This window comes from Litchfieldia alkalitelluris, assembly GCF_002153425.1.
Classification (GTDB): domain Bacteria; phylum Bacillota; class Bacilli; order Bacillales; family Salisediminibacteriaceae; genus Evansella; species Evansella alkalicola.
The window spans coordinates 77,563-93,985 of sequence record NZ_KZ119600.1; the positions used below are offsets into that span (position 1 = coordinate 77,563).

Sequence of the window (16,423 nt, forward strand, 5' to 3'; positions counted from 1 at the left end):
AGGCATAAACGTAAAATATGATGATAAAATTATGATATAATGTTAAAGTTAATAAAAATAGGAAGTAATGATATTCTTTGGGGGATATGCCATGTTTGAGGACATTTCTCTACTCAGGATTCTTACAATTGTCATCGATATAGCATTGGTGACATTTGTTATATACAAGCTTATCATGGTCGTTCGTGGTACACGGGCAGTTCAACTGTTAAAAGGGATCACGGTGATTTTAGCAGTATGGTTTCTGAGTAGTACGTTTCAATTATATACATTACAGTGGATGATGGAACAAGCGGTGACTTATGGTTTACTGGCCATTATTATTATATTTCAACCAGAATTAAGGCGAGCCCTAGAGCAACTTGGTCGAGGTCGTTTTTTTTCAAAGAGTTCTGTAGCTGAAGAAGAGGAAATTAAGAATACGATTGATCATATAGTAAAAGCGTCTGCTTATATGGGTAAACGTCGTATTGGTGCGCTTATTTCTTTAGAGCGTGAAACAGGTATGACCGATTATGTAGAAACGGGAATTCCGATGAATGCAAAACTGACGTCGGAGTTGCTTATCAACGTGTTTATTCCGAATACACCGTTACATGATGGTGCTGTTATCATTAAAAGCAATGAGATAATTGCAGCAGGGTGTTATTTACCTTTATCAGAAAATCCGTTTATTTCTAAAGAGTTGGGTACGAGGCACCGTGCAGCCCTTGGTGTCAGTGAAGTGACAGATGCTGTTACATTAATTATTTCAGAGGAAACGGGTGCAATTTCAGCGACAAAAAATGGGGAACTTCATCGAAACTTAGATGAGGATGCATTAAAAACTTTATTAGAAAAAGAGTTGATGAAGCAGGATACAACTAGCTCATCTTCCCGATCACGTTGGCAGTGGGGAGGGAAGAAGAATGGATAAGTGGTTTAATAACACTTGGTTTATCAAATGGATTTCACTACTAATAGCAATTCTTTTGTTTTTAATGGTGAATGCTGAAAATATAAATAACCAGCCAGGGGGTATACCTGGAATAACAAGCCAAATAAGAAATATTATGGAAGTTGACTTAACTGTTTACCATGATGATGGTTATCAAGTTGTCACGGAAGTAGATCCTGCCAATGTTCAAGTAACGGTTCGTGGACCGCAGAATGTATTAAGGCAGTTTCAGTTAATGCCGCGACCAGAGTATGAACTATATGTTGATGTTCGAGGTAAGGAACCAGGTGTTCATTATGAAAGAGTACAGTACTCAGGTTTTCCGAATGATGTAGATGTGACCATTAACCCAAGAACAGTCCGTGTTACTGTTCAAGAAAAACAAACGGTGTCCTTCCCTGTAGATGTTGAGCTCATTAATCAAGGGGAGATAGAAGAAGGTTATACGATAGGAACACCATATACAACCCCAACTAATGTAGATATTACTGCTGCAAGGGGTATTATTGAACAAATTAACAGTGTTAGGGCAGTGGTAGATGTAGCAAATAGGAATGCAACCTTCCAGGAAGTAGCATCTGTTATTGTTTTAGACCAAAATGGAAATGAAATGGATCTTAATACGGACCCACCAGCAGTAGAAGTTACGGTACCGATTACAAGTCCAAATAAAGAAGTGCCTTTACGAATTGAGCGAGAGGGAGAACTCCCTGAAGGCATAGCTATTGAGAATATATATACGGAACCAAATGTCGTAACGATATATGGTCCAATAGATGTTATTAATGATATATCATTTATTGATGGTATAAAAATTGATTTGAGTGAAATTACACGGGATACTACCATCGAAGTGCCTGTACCTGTTCCAGACGGCGTGGAGAGAGTAGAACCGGAGACTGTTGAAGTTCATGTGGAAATATCAGAAGAAGAGGTACGTGAATTTACAGATGTGACCATTGAAGTGAATGGACTTCCAGAAGAATTTGAATATACATTTATAGACCCGGAAGACGGTTTAGTAAACATAGGTTTAATGGGTAGTCCAAGCGTATTAGAGCGAGTGGACAGGGAAGACTTTCAAGTTTATATAGATCTGAGTGGTTTAGAAGTAGGGGAGCATGAATTACCGCTACAATTTATTGGACCACAAAATGTTAGGATAAGTCATAATCAACCAACTGTAGAGATTTATATTACTGATCCTACAGAGGAGCTTGAAGAACCAGAGGATCCCGAAGTTGAAGGTATTGAGGAAATGGAAATTGATGATGAAGAGGGGGAATCTCCTCCTGAAGACACTTCGTAATACAACAAGACAACAGCAGATAATCATTGAATGAAAAACCTTAAGGAGAGATTCAAATGGGAAAGTTTTTTGGTACCGATGGTGTGAGAGGGGTAGCAAATAAGGAATTAACACCTGAATTAGCTTTTAAACTTGGGAGATTTGGTGGCTATGTTTTAACAAAAGAGACAGAGAAACCAAAGATACTGATTGGTAGAGATACACGAATTTCTGGACATATGTTAGAAGGGGCGCTTGTAGCTGGTCTATTATCTATCGGTGCAGAGGTAATGCGGTTAGGTGTCATTTCTACACCAGGGGTAGCTTTCTTAACGAAAGCATTAAGTGCAGATGCAGGTGTTATGATTTCTGCATCTCATAACCCTGTAGAAGATAACGGAATCAAATTCTTTGGATCAGACGGCTTTAAGCTGCTTGATGCGCAAGAAGAAGAGATTGAGAAGTTATTGGAGCAGGAAGATAACATGGAAGATGATCTTCCTCGTCCAGTGGGTGCAAATATTGGTCAAGTGAATGATTATTTTGAGGGTGGTCAAAAATATCTTCAGTTCTTAAAGCAAACAATTATGGAGGATTTCTCTGGACTTCATATCGCAATCGACTGTGCAAACGGAGCTGCTTCACCTTTAGCAGCACACTTATTTGCTGACTTGGAATCAGATCAAATCTCAACAATTGGCGCTGCACCTAATGGAATAAACATTAATGATGGTGTTGGTTCCACGCATCCAGAACCACTTGTTGAACTGGTATTAGAAAAAGGAGCAGACATCGGATTAGCTTTTGATGGAGATGCTGACCGTCTGATCGCAGTTGATGAAAAAGGAAATATCGTTGATGGTGACCAAATCATGTACATATGTGCAAAACATATGAAAGAGCAAGGTCGATTAAAAGATGATACGGTAGTCACAACAGTGATGAGTAATCTCGGATTCTATAAAGCGTTAGAAGGAAACGGTATTAATGCAAAACAAACTTCTGTTGGTGACCGTTATGTAATGGAAGAAATGCGAAAAGGTGGTTACAATCTAGGTGGAGAACAATCTGGACATATCATCTTCTTGGATTATACAACAACAGGTGACGGCTTATTAACTGGACTTCAGCTTTGTAGCATTTTGAAAGCTACTGGCAGACCACTTTCAGAGCTTGCAGCTGAAATGCCGAAATTTCCTCAAAAACTTGTGAATGTAAGGGTAGCAGATAAGCATGCACTTACAAACAATGAAGTTATTGCTGTCGAAATCGATGAAGTTGAAGCAGAAATGAATGGCCAAGGACGAATATTAGTCCGCCCTTCTGGTACAGAACCACTTGTCCGAGTGATGGCGGAAGCGCCAACAGAAGAAATGTGCGAGAAGTACGTTGAGAAAATTGTTGGTGTTGTAAAAAGAGAGTTAGGCTCTATAGACTAATGTAACAATATGCATGGAATTCATAGTTCACACTATGGCTTTCCATGCATATTTTATATTAATTAAATATGAGTCACCTTTAACCTAAGAACTGGATATTATTATTAGTCATAAGAGTAGTTGATGAGTTCTATACGAACTCGTCGTTCAGACTCATCAACGCAGTTTAATCATTTCTAAGCGAACAGTTAAAATAATATTTAATTCTATGTAAGTTGGTGATTCTATAAGGGAGGTGATGGAAGCGGAGAGGAAGTGTTTGGAAAAGAACACAAATGCAGTTGACCAGAATTCAAACATTATAGTATGATTAATGAGATTTGAGAAGAGAGGAGGCCTTATGAGAGAAAGTACAATTTAAAAGCGCCAGGACTATGCAACGTACGGATTACTGCATAGTTGACGAGGAGGAGGTTTATCGAAGCGTTCGGCGGATGCCTCCCGGTTGCGTCATCACAACCGAAAACAATTACCTAAAACGGAAAGGTGACTTTTCGAACAAAAGTAATTGTATTGATGCACTCATAATCGAAAAACTAAAACAAACAAAGAGTGGGGCAAGAATGCCCCGGTGTTTCTTGCCCTGCTAAGGGAGGAAATATATTATGTGTGGAATCGTTGGTTATGTAGGAACAGATGATGCAAAGGAAATTTTATTAAGAGGACTAGAGAAACTAGAATATAGAGGTTATGATTCTGCAGGAATTGCTATTGCAGGTAACGATGGTGTTCATGTGTATAAAGAAAAGGGAAGAATTGCGACGTTAAGAGAGTGTGTAGATCAGAATGACGAAGGATTTATCGGAATTGGTCATACACGCTGGGCAACGCATGGTGTCCCTAGTCAAGTAAATGCACACCCTCATCAGAGTACAAATAAGCGATTCACAATCGTTCACAATGGAGTAATTGAGAATTATGAACAATTAAGAAGAGAATACCTTCAAGATGTGGAACTAGCGAGTGATACAGATACAGAGATTATCGTTCAGCTTATCGAACGCTTTGCACGGGAAGGAATGGCTACAGAAGAGGCATTCCGCAAAGCCTTAAGTTTATTGAAGGGTTCATATGCGACAGCTCTATTGGATAACGAAGACACAGAGACAATCTATGTTGGTAAAAATAAAAGTCCACTCCTAGTCGGATTAAGTGATAATGTTAACGTTGTAGCAAGTGATGCGATGGCAATGTTACAAGTTACTAACGAGTATGTGGAGTTAATGGATAAGGAGATCGTTATTGTTACAAAAGAGAACGTAACGATCAAAACCCTTGCTGGAGAGGTGGTAACTCGTGATTCTTATATTGCAGAGTTAGACGCAAGTGACATTGAAAAGGGTACGTACCCTCACTATATGTTAAAAGAAATCGATGAGCAGCCATTCGTTATTCGTAACATCATCTCTAAATATAAAGAAGAAGATGAAAGCATTAAGCTTGATGAGGATATACGTCAAGCTATGTTAGATGCTGACCGAATTTATATTATTGCTGCCGGAACTAGCTACCACGCTGGTTTAGTCGGTAAGCAACTAATTGAAAAAATAGCCAACAAACCAGTTGAGACGCATATTGCCAGTGAATTTCTGTACAATATGCCACTCATTAGTGAAAACCCACTCTTTATTTTTATATCACAAAGCGGTGAAACTGCAGACAGCCGTGGTGTTCTAGTGAATGTGAAGGAAATGGGACACAATGCCCTAACGATTACAAACGTTCCAGGATCAACACTGTCTCGTGAAGCGGACTTTACACTGCACACGTATGCTGGACCTGAAATTGCAGTTGCTTCTACGAAGGCTTACACAGCGCAAATGGCAGTATTAGCAATTCTTGCAGTAGACACAGCAAAGGCTGCTGGAATACAAATGGACTTTGATCCATTACAGGAGCTTGCGATCGTAGCAAGTGCTATGGAAACATTAACAGATCAGAAGGAGCAAATGGAAGTCATTGCTCGTGAATATTTAAGTGTGACTCGTAACTGTTTCTTCATCGGTCGTGCTATTGACTACTTCGTCTGTCTTGAAGGTGCTTTAAAACTAAAGGAAATCTCTTATATCCAAGCGGAAGGTTTCGCTGGGGGAGAGTTAAAGCACGGAACAATTGCTTTAATTGAAGAAGGTACACCAGTTGTAGCTGTTGCTACACAAGAGCATGTAAACTTAAGCATTCGCGGTAACCTAAAGGAAGTTGTCGCACGTGGTGCTTCTCCATGTATGATCAGCATGGAAGGACTTCAAGAAAGCGACGATCAACTAGTTCTTCCAAAAGTGCATGATTACCTGTCACCATTAGTAAGTGTTATTCCATTACAGCTTATCTCTTATTATGCAGCACTACACCGTGACTGCGACGTTGATAAGCCAAGAAACTTAGCTAAATCAGTGACAGTTGAATAACAGATGATTAGATAAATTTATAAATTATATAGCTGCCTTATTCTCTTTCCCCACGCTAAAAAGTCGGTACCTACTGCTAAATAGTTGGTATAACGGAGGGAAGAGCGAGGGAGGAAGAACAAAGAGACAATCACGTTAATTCAATCGTTAAATCAATCAACACTCTGGCTGGATCCAATACGGGTCCAGTCTTTTTTCTTTTATCCAATCCACCTTCAATCCCTTGTCCAATAAGGGTTTCAGTGGTATTTCAAATTATAGAACCGTAGGATATTTAACCTCTATTCAGTGTGTTTCCTAACTGTAAAACCATCCTAGTATAGTTGCATTTCCTTTCTTTTCTCCTAATTCTTCTCTCCATTATGGAACATCTTTTTAACATTGTCTGAATATTCGATACAACCCAGAACAGAAAAAAGAGGGCAAAATGGCGAAAAAGAAGCCTTTTGAGGGAAGAACTTTTTAGCATAATGGAATGAAGAAATAAGGCGAGATAAGAGAGGTGGGGCTAAGAGCCACAAGGGTTTGAGGGGAGTGAGGAGGAGAGAGGGGAGGGAAACCGACTTTTTGGCAGTTTAATATCAACCGTTTCTGTCTACACGAGTATCCGCCAAACCTTGCTATGTAAGGCTTTCGGTTCCTCCTGATCTTTTTAAGTTGGATTCCCAATCACATTGAATCAGTGTTTTCCTTGCCTAGATCAGGAGGAAAACCTTCCGTTTTATGTTTAGTTTCCTTCCAGTGTGGATCGTAATTATTGTGGGGACATCTTTAACTACATACAAAAATGCGAAAATAGATTTTGTCATATTCTTCGTATAGGAAAAAAGATATACCCTTGTCCATTTCCAGGACAGATATAGTCATGAACTGCACCAGCAAGTTTGATATTGTTTTCTTTCAGGTACTCACTAACTTCACTGAACGTATTCTGAGATTCATTCTCGACATAAATGTACTCATACGATGGAATTGTCCACTTCACCCAACCTGGTGGTGGTTGAGAATTATCTACAGCCTCAATACCCGCAAGGTAAAGTCCTTCTTTAAAATGATTATCCCATGGATTGAATGAGCGGGAGAAGTCGGACATGGCTCCCCATATTCCAATAAGGTTTCCATTCTCATCTTTCTTCGCTAATGGTACCACTTCTGCAAAATTAGCATTAGCATCATCCCACAATTTTTGTATAAAAGATTCACCATCATTGGTAGAGCCTTCTTTACCGATAACCGAAAAGGACTCTTTGATACACTTTTTTATTTCCATATCATTACCTCCCATCATTAATAAAGGCTTTATATCTACTTTTAATTTTACTTCTATAATAGGATAATGTTATTTCAGGAGTTTGGCTAAATTGTGAATTTTCAATATATTGCTAATTATTTAAGGGGATTAGGTAAGGTGACATAATGGTCAAAATTATGATGATTAAGTATGTGGAGGACTATACTAAACTGTTTTTTCTTTGCTAATTTACTTTATAGGTCAGATATAGCGCCTCCTTTTTATTGACACGTTATGTTGGAGTCTCGTGCTATCCGGATCTATATACTGAAAAGTAATTCTGCTAAGGTGGTTAAACTGTAGAAGTTATTGCGATCATAGAAGGAGACTATATGGAATCAGATAGTTATCAATTATGGAAGCGAATTTTTTATGCGGGGGTTTTCTGTAAGTCAATCTCGAAAAAACGTGATTTAATAGAAGTAATAGTTTGATGGAAAAGTCGTTCAAGGTTGTTGAGTTACAAGTGCTATTTAATTTCTAAAAGAGCAGTGACCAATGAAATGAATAATTAGAGGTGTTTCACATGCAGAAAACTAATGAGGAAGAGAAATATAATAGGATTAGGAAAGAAACTATAAACAAAACCTATAAAGGGTGTTTCATAGGATTTTTAGCAGCAGCATGTGCTTTACTCGTTTTAATCTCAATTCCAATCGTTATATGGGGAATGAAAGTATATGAAGAACTAAATGAAGAAACAGTCTTGCTAGTAAGTGAGTCACCTAATGCCACAAATACAATTGAAATTGTTGAAAAAGGGTATGTTGGGGGTGAAACGGATTCTAAAGTCATTATTAAATCTAAGAGTAACTCCATTGAACGTAGGGTTTTAAATGAAGGAGACAGACTTGAATCATCCAATGTAATAGTGGAGTGGATTAATGAACAGGAAGCATATATTACCCTTTCTGGAAAGAAACAAGAGCCGGAGATAATAGAGTTTAAAGAAGCTGAACTTAAAACTCCTTTTAAAGTTTTGGAATAATAACGAAATGGAAACTATTTTTAGCAGAATGGAATGAAGAAAAAAGGCGAAATAAGAGGGGGCATAGAGCCACAAAGGTTTGAGGGGAGTGAGGACGGGAACCGACTTTTTAGCAGAGGAATATATGTGGTTCCCTCTTGATTCGTGAAAAATCAACAATAACCATTAAGTATTAGCAATTTCCTGTACACAGCAGAAGATAAACACCTAACTATCTCTCCCGTTAACATATTCATCTAGCTCAACAAATAGTTCGTACATCTGTTGCACAAGCTCTTCCATTTCTTCTCCCATTGGGTAACCTGGTTTTCCTTCTGCAACCATTACACTGGTTACTTCCATGATCTCAGCAATAACCTTTTCAATTTCTTCACCTGTTACTTGAATGTAACCTCGTGGTCCAATGGATTCTTGTACCCCTGTTGCACTTAAATAATAGTAATACTCTTCCGGAAACCCCGCATTAATAAGCCGCTCACTTTCATGATCTGGAATTTCCTTAAATACATTTACATGATCTCTGGCAAAATCTTTAATATTAACATTTTCAATTAGTATTTCATCTGCTTCTTCATCAATGAGCATAACAGCATAAGTATTTATAGCTATATAATCCTCTTCTACAATGTAAAAGTCTCCATATTTTTCAAGAGGATCCTCTTCTATCTGTTCTTCTACTTCTTCTGTTACTGGTTCCTCCTCTGAATCCGATTCCGTGTTTTCGGAAGGTGATATCCCGCCATCTGATGAGGTTGTTGGAGGAATTAATGTCTCCTGAATGGTTCCTTTTTGGTTGAAATCGGTTAAGGAAGTCAATTGAAAAACAAGGAAAAGGATACCAAGAAACATAGCTATGGAAAATCCATATTTAATAAACAGAAACTTCTTATTCTTATTCTCATATTCTTCTATTCTATCTGTGATTCTATCTAAGGTTAATCTTCTACTACTTTCTCCTCTTAAAGCCATAATGTTTTCATCCAAATCCTTGTATTTATCAGGTGACCTTTTCATAGAAAATCCCCCTATTCTTCATTTTTGATTCCAATACTGGTAGGGCCCTATGTAGTGTGGTTTTTACCTTAGTCTCAGACCAACCTAAGATTTCACTGGTTTCCTTAATGCTGAAACCTTTTATTTTCCTCATAGTTATTACAAGTTTTTGTTGGTCTTTTAACTCATTTAGTGCTAGAAACAATTCGTTGTTTTCTTCCTTTAGCATATACACCGACTCCGGAGTATCCCCGGATGGCGTTTCTCGAAAAACTCCTTTAAACAACTGCAAGGTTTTTCGTTTTCTTAAAAAATCAATCGTTACATTATGGGCTATCGAAAACAGCCAAGTTTTTTCAGTGGATTCCCCCTTAAAAGTATCGAGCTTTCTGTAGGCTCTGAAAAACGTATCTTGCATTAAGTCTTCTGATTGTTGAAAATCGTGGACCATGATATAAATGAATGACTGAATAGAATCACTGTACTTCTCATACCAATCCGTTATTATTTGGTAGTCTTCTAACAAAACGACACCTCCTGACTCCTACATTTCATACCTTAGACGTATATTTTTGAAAAAAGTGGCAGTTTTATAAGTTTTTTATTGAAAATTAATAATTATGAGTTTATAAATCCAAATATAGAATCCAAAAGCGAAAAGGATATCTAGGATATAGCATATAAGAAAGTGATAACTGATGGTGAAACAGTTCTAATATGGGTGGTGAAGCTTATGGTATTATTAAATCCTCACTTTCCATATAACGCTATACATTTTTTTCATAAAATAATAGAATGAAAGCAAAGTGAGGCGATACGGATGACAAAAATACTCTACATAGAAGATGAGATAGAGATTGGTTCCTGGCTAGAGAAAGACCTTACACAAAGGGGCTATCAAGTTACTTGGTTAACGAACGGGGATAAAGCGATGGATTACGCACCTGATACAGATATCGTCATTTTAGATATTATGATTCCTGGGCTAGACGGTTTTTCCTTAGGTAAGCGAATTAAAAAGAGCCATCCAACTGTTCCAGTAATGATGCTGTCTGCACGTACAGCAGTGGACGATAAACTAGAAGGACTTCAATTTGCTGATGATTACGTAACGAAGCCTTTTCATCCTGATGAGCTTGCAGCAAGAATCAACGTTCTATTAAGACGGTTTGAAAAATCGGAGGATACTATCCTTCCTATTCAACACTTGACGTATCACCCTAAAAATTACCGACTAGAACACACGGAAACAACTGAAGAAATTCCTTTAACTTCGAAACAGTTGCAAATACTAGATTTTTTATCAAAACATAGGGGGCAAATTGTCACGAAGGAACAAATCTATGAAAATGTTTGGGGAGAAACATACATAGATGGAGATAAAACATTGATGGTGCACATCCGTTTTTTACGAGAAAAAATAGAGAAGGATCCAGCTAATCCTACGATTATTGAAACCATTCGTGGAATTGGATATCGGTTAAAGTTATGAAAGTAAAATTTACAAATTCGCTCCAGACTATGTATATCGGACTCGTGATTTGTGCTATGCTCGTTCTACCGTTTTCATTTGTTCTGGCCTCATTTTTCACCTACATTCCTGCACTCACGTTTAATCATGACAGTATTACTACATACAGTGCGTCTGAGATTGAATCAATGTGGCACGAGAAAGCTCAAGAATTAAGCAATTCTCCCACTGAAGTTATTATTAATGAGATAAGTGTTATACAGGGGAACTACAAAGATTCTTCTGTATACTTGGTTGACGGAACAGGTAAAACGCAGTTTCAGCAACATTCCGATGAATCGGTTCATATTCCAGAGAACTGGAGCCCTAATGAAATCATTACGTTCATGAAAAACAGTTATGGCGGCGATCCTTACACAGTCGTAACTTTATTAGAAGAGTATCAAGGATTTATGGTGTTTCAAATCCCGAGAGTACTCGTAGAACCACCTATTTCACAATTAGATCCTAGTTTCGAAATACTTTACATTGCTGCTGTTTTATTATTTCTTATTATTTTTGTGATCCTGTCTTGGCTATTCTTCAGGAGAATCTGGAAACGATTACGCAAGTTACAGGATTCTATGAAAATGGATCACACAGAAATGCCAGCACCTGTTACTGTTGGCGTGAAGGATGAAATTGGACAACTAGAGTCATCCTTTAATGACATGGTCCAACAACTTCACATAAGTAAAGAAAGGCAACAAGAGGAAGAGCAGCTGAGGAAAGAGTTAATTGCCAACTTGTCTCATGATTTACGGACACCTTTGTCAACGATCCGTGCCCATAACTACACATTGTCAAAGGAGACACTCACGGAGGAAGCCAAACAGTCTGTACAAATTATTGATAAAAAAATAGATTACTTGAATAACTTGATAGAAAATCTGTTATCATACACTTTACTTTCTGCTGGAAAATATACTTTTCAACCAGAAAACATTGATGTAAATCGTGCGATTCGAGCATCTGTCGCAGCATGGTATCCAGTTTTTGAACAGGAGCAGATGGAAGTGGAGGTAAAGCTTACGGAGGAAAAAATAGAGTGGCATGTCGATCCAAGGTGGTTGGAAAGGATTCTAGATAATCTTTTTCAAAACGTCGTACGCCATGCCAAATCTGGTTGTTACATTAAAATAGAAAGTTGCGAGCAACCCATCTCAAAAATTATCATTTCAGATAAAGGGCCTGGTATGAATCAAACGTCCGAAAACACAGGTGTTGGTGTTGGACTATCTATCGTGGAGCTTATGGCAAAGGAAATGAACATTTCTTGGGAGGTAAAATCATCGGAAGACGGGACGGAAATTACGTTGATGAAAGATATTAGTGGCGTACATTGATTGTTAATTAGCAATAGCCGACAAAACCCTTATATGAAAAGGGTATGTCGGCTTTTCTTAATCTATTATAAAGTCCAGGGCCACCAACTCCCGAACTTTCAATCTATATTCAAGCTTATATTCCCACTATTCATTCCTTACTAGTCTCCATTATTATTCAATGGTTTTATGCTAAGGAAAATCTATTTTCGCAACAAATGTATGGGTCATGGTGTTGGCCCGCGGATCAAGCAGGCTACCTTTCCTGAATGTGCCCACTTTAACTTAGGCTTTAGGGTGCCAGCTTGAACAACTGCCCTACTATATTCACTGTTAGTTAACTGCCTTTCATTGCTAGCTTTAAAGGATGACTCATTTCTTTTTAAAACTAGAATGGATGTACGGTATTGTGTAATTAATTCACGAATAAATGTGGCCAAATAATTTTTTGCATATTTTGTCCACTGGACGAATAGTGTTAATAATAACACGATAACTGGGAATATAAGCATTGGTTTTAATAGATATTCAACTGGATGAAAGCTAATCCCAATTAAATAGTTAATCGATATAGTTGCGCCGTACGAGACCAGCAAACTTAGTCCAAGTAAAACGCCGATCACCTGGGGCTTGTCCATCTTTGTTTTATCGAAAAATGTGTATCGTTCTGTTTGCACTTTGATGCGATGAGCTGCAGTGCTTGTCCATGTTTGAATAGCCGTTAACCCTAGAAAAAACATTGGTGTTAATATAAATGGTTTTAAGAGGTAGTCCACAGCATTAAAGGAAACACTCCAGACATGTGCATTCATTAAAATGAAAAAGGTGTATACCACTAGTAGAGTTGTTACTAGATTCATTGCTACTTTGTTTTCTTTCCACTGAAATCTTCCTTCATTAACTGCTAACAAAATTAACATCTCCCTTATCTAAATGTAATTGCATGTCCCTCTCATTCGGTTTTCATTGTAGCATGAGAGATTTGCCGAATTTTTATAATCGTAAATCAAATTCCTCCAATGAAGGCTATATATCGGCATGACTTTATAGTAAAGGGTGTTAAATTTGTCTAAGTGTTATCAGTTTCCTCGAAGACTGCACCAATCTGATCAAAAGCAACAAATGATTACATTTTTGTCACTTACAGTTTTCTCCCATTCGTTTTACTACCTCTTTAAACACATCAATGTCAGTTTCATTTAACGCCATCATAAGGTTTATCAGCTTAGACATAAAGGTCGAACATAGTAACATCATAGCCAAGTTGCTTTAAATAGTTGAAAAACTGGCCACGGTGATGGAATAGGTGTGAAACCTCTTCAACGAGCCAATGGGCTTGAATACTACCTTCTTCAAGGTAAAACGGCTTTGTCTTTTTGGTCAATAAATCTTCTTCAGACAAGGATTGGATAAAAGCTTTATATTCTTCAAAACCATGATGCATTGCTTTGATCATGTCATCTGCCGATTCAAGTTGATCGTATTTCGCTTCCAGCTTTTGAATCGTCTCTTGATCTTTCCCCTGAAAAATATGGAGGTCCACCTCTGGTATGGAAACGATATGCTTAGCAAGATCTTTAAGACTTCTCATATTGTCTGACGGCTGATACTCCCAATCCTTCGCTTGTACTTTTCTTAGCAAACCTTCCATCGACCGAATCCCTAATTCAAGTTCACCCAATAATTCATTTCTTAAAATCTCTGTTGCGTTCATTGCACTCATCCTTTCATTTATAATTTAGATCCTATGATGTAATAATGACAGTTCTTGTCACTATTACATCATAAAGTTGATTAACCTATTTATATACTACCTTAAATCGCTCACATACAACTGGTATTTTATTATGAAACCCGTGATTAATCCCCTCTAATTCCTTCTTAAAAAATTCTTCGTGAACATCCCGCCAATACTTCAATGAGCGGTCACCTTCACCCTCCAAATAGGCATGTTCTACGGTGACTTCATCGAAAGGAACGACTTCAACAGAGGTAGTTTCTACTATAGCAACTGCATTTCCCTCCCCATCAAGTATTATATTTAGAAGACCTGCATATGGCAGTTCCTCATTTTCCAATTCATATAAGATATAATTTGATGCAGTGGCAGTTTTCGTACCTTCTAGTACCAATTCGGCAAGTTCATCGGCCATTTCCTTTGAATCGCCAAATGCCCATGCATCATATGTTTTTGGCGTATTTGGATTTATTTTTTGGTATTCCTTCCACATTCGATTAACAGATTCATTTTGCATTTTATCAACCACTTTCCCTTTTAATTTTCTAGCTGATCACAAAGCACTTCCCATTCATTCTCTAAAACTTCTTTTTCCTTATATAACTCTTGTAGTAACTCCAAGTCGTCCACTTCCAATAACTTTTTGTCTAACTCTACAATTTTCTCCTCCAACATACCCAAGTCCTCTTCCAAGCTTTCGTTGTCCGTCTGTATATCCTTTATTGGCTCCTTTTGTTGACGTGGAACCTCCACTTCTTTCTTTTTCTCCAAACTCAACTGTAACGTACTTTCTCTTAGCTTTGTCATTTTCTCTTTGGCCCAGGTATAGTTCCCTTCAAAGCAGTGGACCTGCTTAGCCTCTATCCAATAAATCTTGTCAAACAACTTGTTAAGAAAATAACGGTCATGAGATACAGTTAGCAAGCTACCTTGAAAATCCTCAAGGGCTTCTTCCAATACTTCTCTTGACTCAATATCTAAATGATTGGTTGGCTCATCTAATATTAATAGATTGATATCTTGGTACATCAATTGGGCTAACCTTAAACGCATCCTTTCTCCACCGCTAAGCTGAGCAACCTTTTGGAAAACCATGTGTCCATAAAACATAAATCTAGCTAAAATATGTCTTGCTTCTCCTTCTGTTACTTTCACTACATCCCTAAACGTCTCAAGTACTGTTTCGTCTCCATCGGTAGAGAATATATTTTGAGATAGATAACCAATCTTAACATTACTACCTATCCGTACCTCTCCTTTGTCTGGAAAAAGTTGTTGGAGAACTAATTTAAGAAGTGTAGATTTCCCTGTTCCATTTTCTCCAATTATCGCAGCTCGATTTTGGTAAGTAATATGCATATTAACGCCCTCGAATAGCAACTTGTCTTCAAAAGATTTCGATACATCTTTTAGCATAATAACATCATTACCGCTTCTTTCCGTCGACTCCATCTCTAAGTTCATTTTCGTCCGATTTAGTATCGGTCGATTTAATTTTTCCATCCTCTCTAACGCTCTTTCCATGTTCCTTGCTCTTCTATGAAGATCAGCATTTGGTGGGGTTGCCCTGTTCGCCCAATCCCTTAACCGTTTAATCGCTTCCTTCATTTTCTTTATTTTCTTCTGCTGTTCCTCATATGCTTGAAATTCCCTTAGAAGCTTTTCTTCTTTTTCTTTCACAAAACCTGTGAAGTTAGTGTGGTAAGTAGTTACTTCTCCATCTTCCAAATCAATCACTTTGTTGACTACTTCATCAAGGAAATAACGATCATGTGAAATAACAAGAACTGTTCCACTATAATCTCTTAAAAAGTTCCCCAGCCATTCCACTGCCATTAAATCCAAATGGTTCGTTGGTTCATCTAACAATAGGAGGTCTGGTTGTTTTAATAGCATCAGACCTAGTCCAACCTTTGTTTTTTCTCCGCCACTTAATTGGGAGAATGGATGATTAATTAAGCGCTGAATATTTAAACCGTGCACTATTTTTTCAATATTCGACTCCATCTCATAACCACCATTTATGGCATATTGATCTTGTAAATCTCCGTATTCTCCCATCAGTTTTTGAAGTTTATTTGAGTCCGTCTCCACACTCATTTCAGCCTCTAGCTGTTTCATCTTTTCTTCCATCTGAAGTAAAGGCGAGAAAGCTGATCTTAAAACTTCTTTTGTAGATGTGGAATTATGGTAGTCTGGGATTTGTGTTAGATATCCAACAGCTGCATCTTTTTTAAAATGAATTTCTCCTGTATCCGGTGTTTCCTCACCAGCTAGCAAACGAATTAAAGTTGTTTTTCCGCTACCATTTCTTCCAACTAGACCAACACGTTCTTTCTCTTTTATTTCAAAGGATATATTTTCAAAAATAGAGTTTCCTCCATACATCTTAGCAACTTTATTCACGCTACATATAATCACGTCAATTCCTCCTTTTATGGATACAAAAAAGCCATGAGAAGACATATCTTCCCATGGCTGAGCTTAAATAGAACGCCTAACTCAT

Annotated in this window: 14 protein-coding genes; 7 read left to right on the plus strand and 7 right to left on the minus strand. The window is 37.7% G+C overall.

Annotated features, from left to right (window positions below; all coding sequences use genetic code 11):
- Positions 1-91 precede the first annotated feature (91 nt).
- The 4 genes from cdaA to glmS all read left to right on the plus strand — a co-directional run bounded on the left by cdaA (position 92) and on the right by glmS (position 6,072).
- Positions 92-916, plus strand: coding sequence for a diadenylate cyclase CdaA (gene cdaA / locus BW724_RS00490; protein ID WP_088073163.1), 825 nt, complete (start codon positions 92-94; stop codon positions 914-916).
- Positions 909-2,246 (plus strand): CdaR family protein, encoded by a 1,338-nt coding sequence (locus BW724_RS00495; RefSeq protein ID WP_088073164.1) that lies wholly within the window; start codon positions 909-911, stop codon positions 2,244-2,246. The genes cdaA and BW724_RS00495 overlap by 8 nt, the downstream gene beginning before the upstream one ends.
- 56 nt (positions 2,247-2,302) lie before the next feature.
- Positions 2,303-3,664 carry a phosphoglucosamine mutase gene (gene glmM / locus BW724_RS00500; protein WP_088073165.1) on the plus strand — a complete coding sequence of 454 codons (1,362 nt, stop codon included), beginning with the start codon at positions 2,303-2,305 and terminating at the stop codon, positions 3,662-3,664.
- A 605-nt stretch (positions 3,665-4,269) separates the two neighbouring features.
- Positions 4,270-6,072, plus strand: a complete 1,803-nt coding sequence (gene glmS / locus BW724_RS00505; protein ID WP_088073166.1) for a glutamine--fructose-6-phosphate transaminase (isomerizing) — start codon at positions 4,270-4,272, stop codon at positions 6,070-6,072.
- An 805-nt stretch (positions 6,073-6,877) separates the two neighbouring features.
- Here the strand turns inward: glmS and BW724_RS00510 are convergent.
- Positions 6,878-7,342, minus strand: coding sequence for a GyrI-like domain-containing protein (locus BW724_RS00510; RefSeq protein ID WP_088073167.1), 465 nt, complete (start codon positions 7,340-7,342; stop codon positions 6,878-6,880).
- 547 nt (positions 7,343-7,889) lie between these two features.
- Between BW724_RS00510 and BW724_RS00515 the strand changes: the two genes are divergently transcribed.
- Positions 7,890-8,351 carry a hypothetical protein gene (locus tag BW724_RS00515; RefSeq protein ID WP_088073168.1) on the plus strand — a complete coding sequence of 154 codons (462 nt, stop codon included), beginning with the start codon at positions 7,890-7,892 and terminating at the stop codon, positions 8,349-8,351.
- 207 nt (positions 8,352-8,558) lie between these two features.
- Here BW724_RS00515 and BW724_RS00520 read toward each other — a convergent pair whose 3' ends face one another.
- Together BW724_RS00520 and BW724_RS00525 are read right to left on the minus strand one after the other, a co-directional pair.
- Positions 8,559-9,365: a hypothetical protein gene (locus BW724_RS00520; RefSeq protein ID WP_088073169.1), complete on the minus strand. Its 807-nt coding sequence runs from the start codon at positions 9,363-9,365 to the stop codon at positions 8,559-8,561.
- The gene (locus BW724_RS00525; protein WP_088073170.1) at positions 9,349-9,870 is read right to left on the minus strand and encodes an RNA polymerase sigma factor; all 522 of its coding nucleotides are present in this window, start codon (positions 9,868-9,870) and stop codon (positions 9,349-9,351) included. The genes BW724_RS00520 and BW724_RS00525 overlap by 17 nt, the downstream gene beginning before the upstream one ends.
- A 294-nt stretch (positions 9,871-10,164) precedes the next feature.
- On the opposite strand from BW724_RS00525, the gene BW724_RS00530 reads away from it, so the two are divergent.
- Positions 10,165-10,836: a response regulator transcription factor gene (locus tag BW724_RS00530; RefSeq protein ID WP_088073171.1), complete on the plus strand. Its 672-nt coding sequence runs from the start codon at positions 10,165-10,167 to the stop codon at positions 10,834-10,836.
- On the plus strand, positions 10,833-12,200 hold the full coding sequence (locus BW724_RS00535) for a HAMP domain-containing sensor histidine kinase (protein ID WP_088073172.1): 1,368 nt from the start codon (positions 10,833-10,835) through the stop codon (positions 12,198-12,200). Before BW724_RS00530 ends, BW724_RS00535 begins: the two co-directional genes overlap by 4 nt.
- Before the next feature lie 206 nt (positions 12,201-12,406).
- On the opposite strand, the gene BW724_RS00540 is transcribed toward BW724_RS00535, so the two are convergent.
- The 4 genes from BW724_RS00540 to abc-f form a co-directional block, all read right to left on the minus strand.
- Entirely contained in the window at positions 12,407-13,090 is a 684-nt protein-coding gene (locus BW724_RS00540; protein WP_088073173.1) for a hypothetical protein, read from the minus strand.
- A gap of 314 nt (positions 13,091-13,404) precedes the next feature.
- Entirely contained in the window at positions 13,405-13,893 is a 489-nt protein-coding gene (locus BW724_RS00545) for a DinB family protein (protein ID WP_088073174.1), read from the minus strand.
- Positions 13,894-13,978: 85 nt separating this feature from the next.
- On the minus strand, positions 13,979-14,434 hold the full coding sequence (locus BW724_RS00550) for an ASCH domain-containing protein (protein WP_088073175.1): 456 nt from the start codon (positions 14,432-14,434) through the stop codon (positions 13,979-13,981).
- 20 nt (positions 14,435-14,454) lie between these two features.
- A complete protein-coding gene (gene abc-f, locus BW724_RS00555; RefSeq protein ID WP_088073176.1) occupies positions 14,455-16,338 on the minus strand; it encodes a ribosomal protection-like ABC-F family protein in 1,884 nt (627 codons plus the stop codon).
- Positions 16,339-16,423 lie beyond the last annotated feature (85 nt).

Bases quoted from the DNA above. Each gene is read 5' to 3' on its own strand.
- BW724_RS00495 (WP_088073164.1), top strand. From the start codon at position 909: ATGGATAAGTGGTTTAATAACACTTGGTTTATCAAATGGATTTCACTA.
- BW724_RS00515 (WP_088073168.1), top strand. From the start codon at position 7,890: ATGCAGAAAACTAATGAGGAAGAGAAATATAATAGGATTAGGAAAGAA.
- glmM (WP_088073165.1), top strand. From the start codon at position 2,303: ATGGGAAAGTTTTTTGGTACCGATGGTGTGAGAGGGGTAGCAAATAAG.
- BW724_RS00510 (WP_088073167.1), bottom strand. From the start codon at position 7,342: ATGGAAATAAAAAAGTGTATCAAAGAGTCCTTTTCGGTTATCGGTAAA.
- BW724_RS00535 (WP_088073172.1), top strand. From the start codon at position 10,833: ATGAAAGTAAAATTTACAAATTCGCTCCAGACTATGTATATCGGACTC.
- BW724_RS00545 (WP_088073174.1), bottom strand. From the start codon at position 13,893: ATGAACGCAACAGAGATTTTAAGAAATGAATTATTGGGTGAACTTGAA.
- BW724_RS00520 (WP_088073169.1), bottom strand. From the start codon at position 9,365: ATGAAAAGGTCACCTGATAAATACAAGGATTTGGATGAAAACATTATG.
- cdaA (WP_088073163.1), top strand. From the start codon at position 92: ATGTTTGAGGACATTTCTCTACTCAGGATTCTTACAATTGTCATCGAT.
- BW724_RS00530 (WP_088073171.1), top strand. From the start codon at position 10,165: ATGACAAAAATACTCTACATAGAAGATGAGATAGAGATTGGTTCCTGG.
- BW724_RS00550 (WP_088073175.1), bottom strand. From the start codon at position 14,434: ATGCAAAATGAATCTGTTAATCGAATGTGGAAGGAATACCAAAAAATA.
- glmS (WP_088073166.1), top strand. From the start codon at position 4,270: ATGTGTGGAATCGTTGGTTATGTAGGAACAGATGATGCAAAGGAAATT.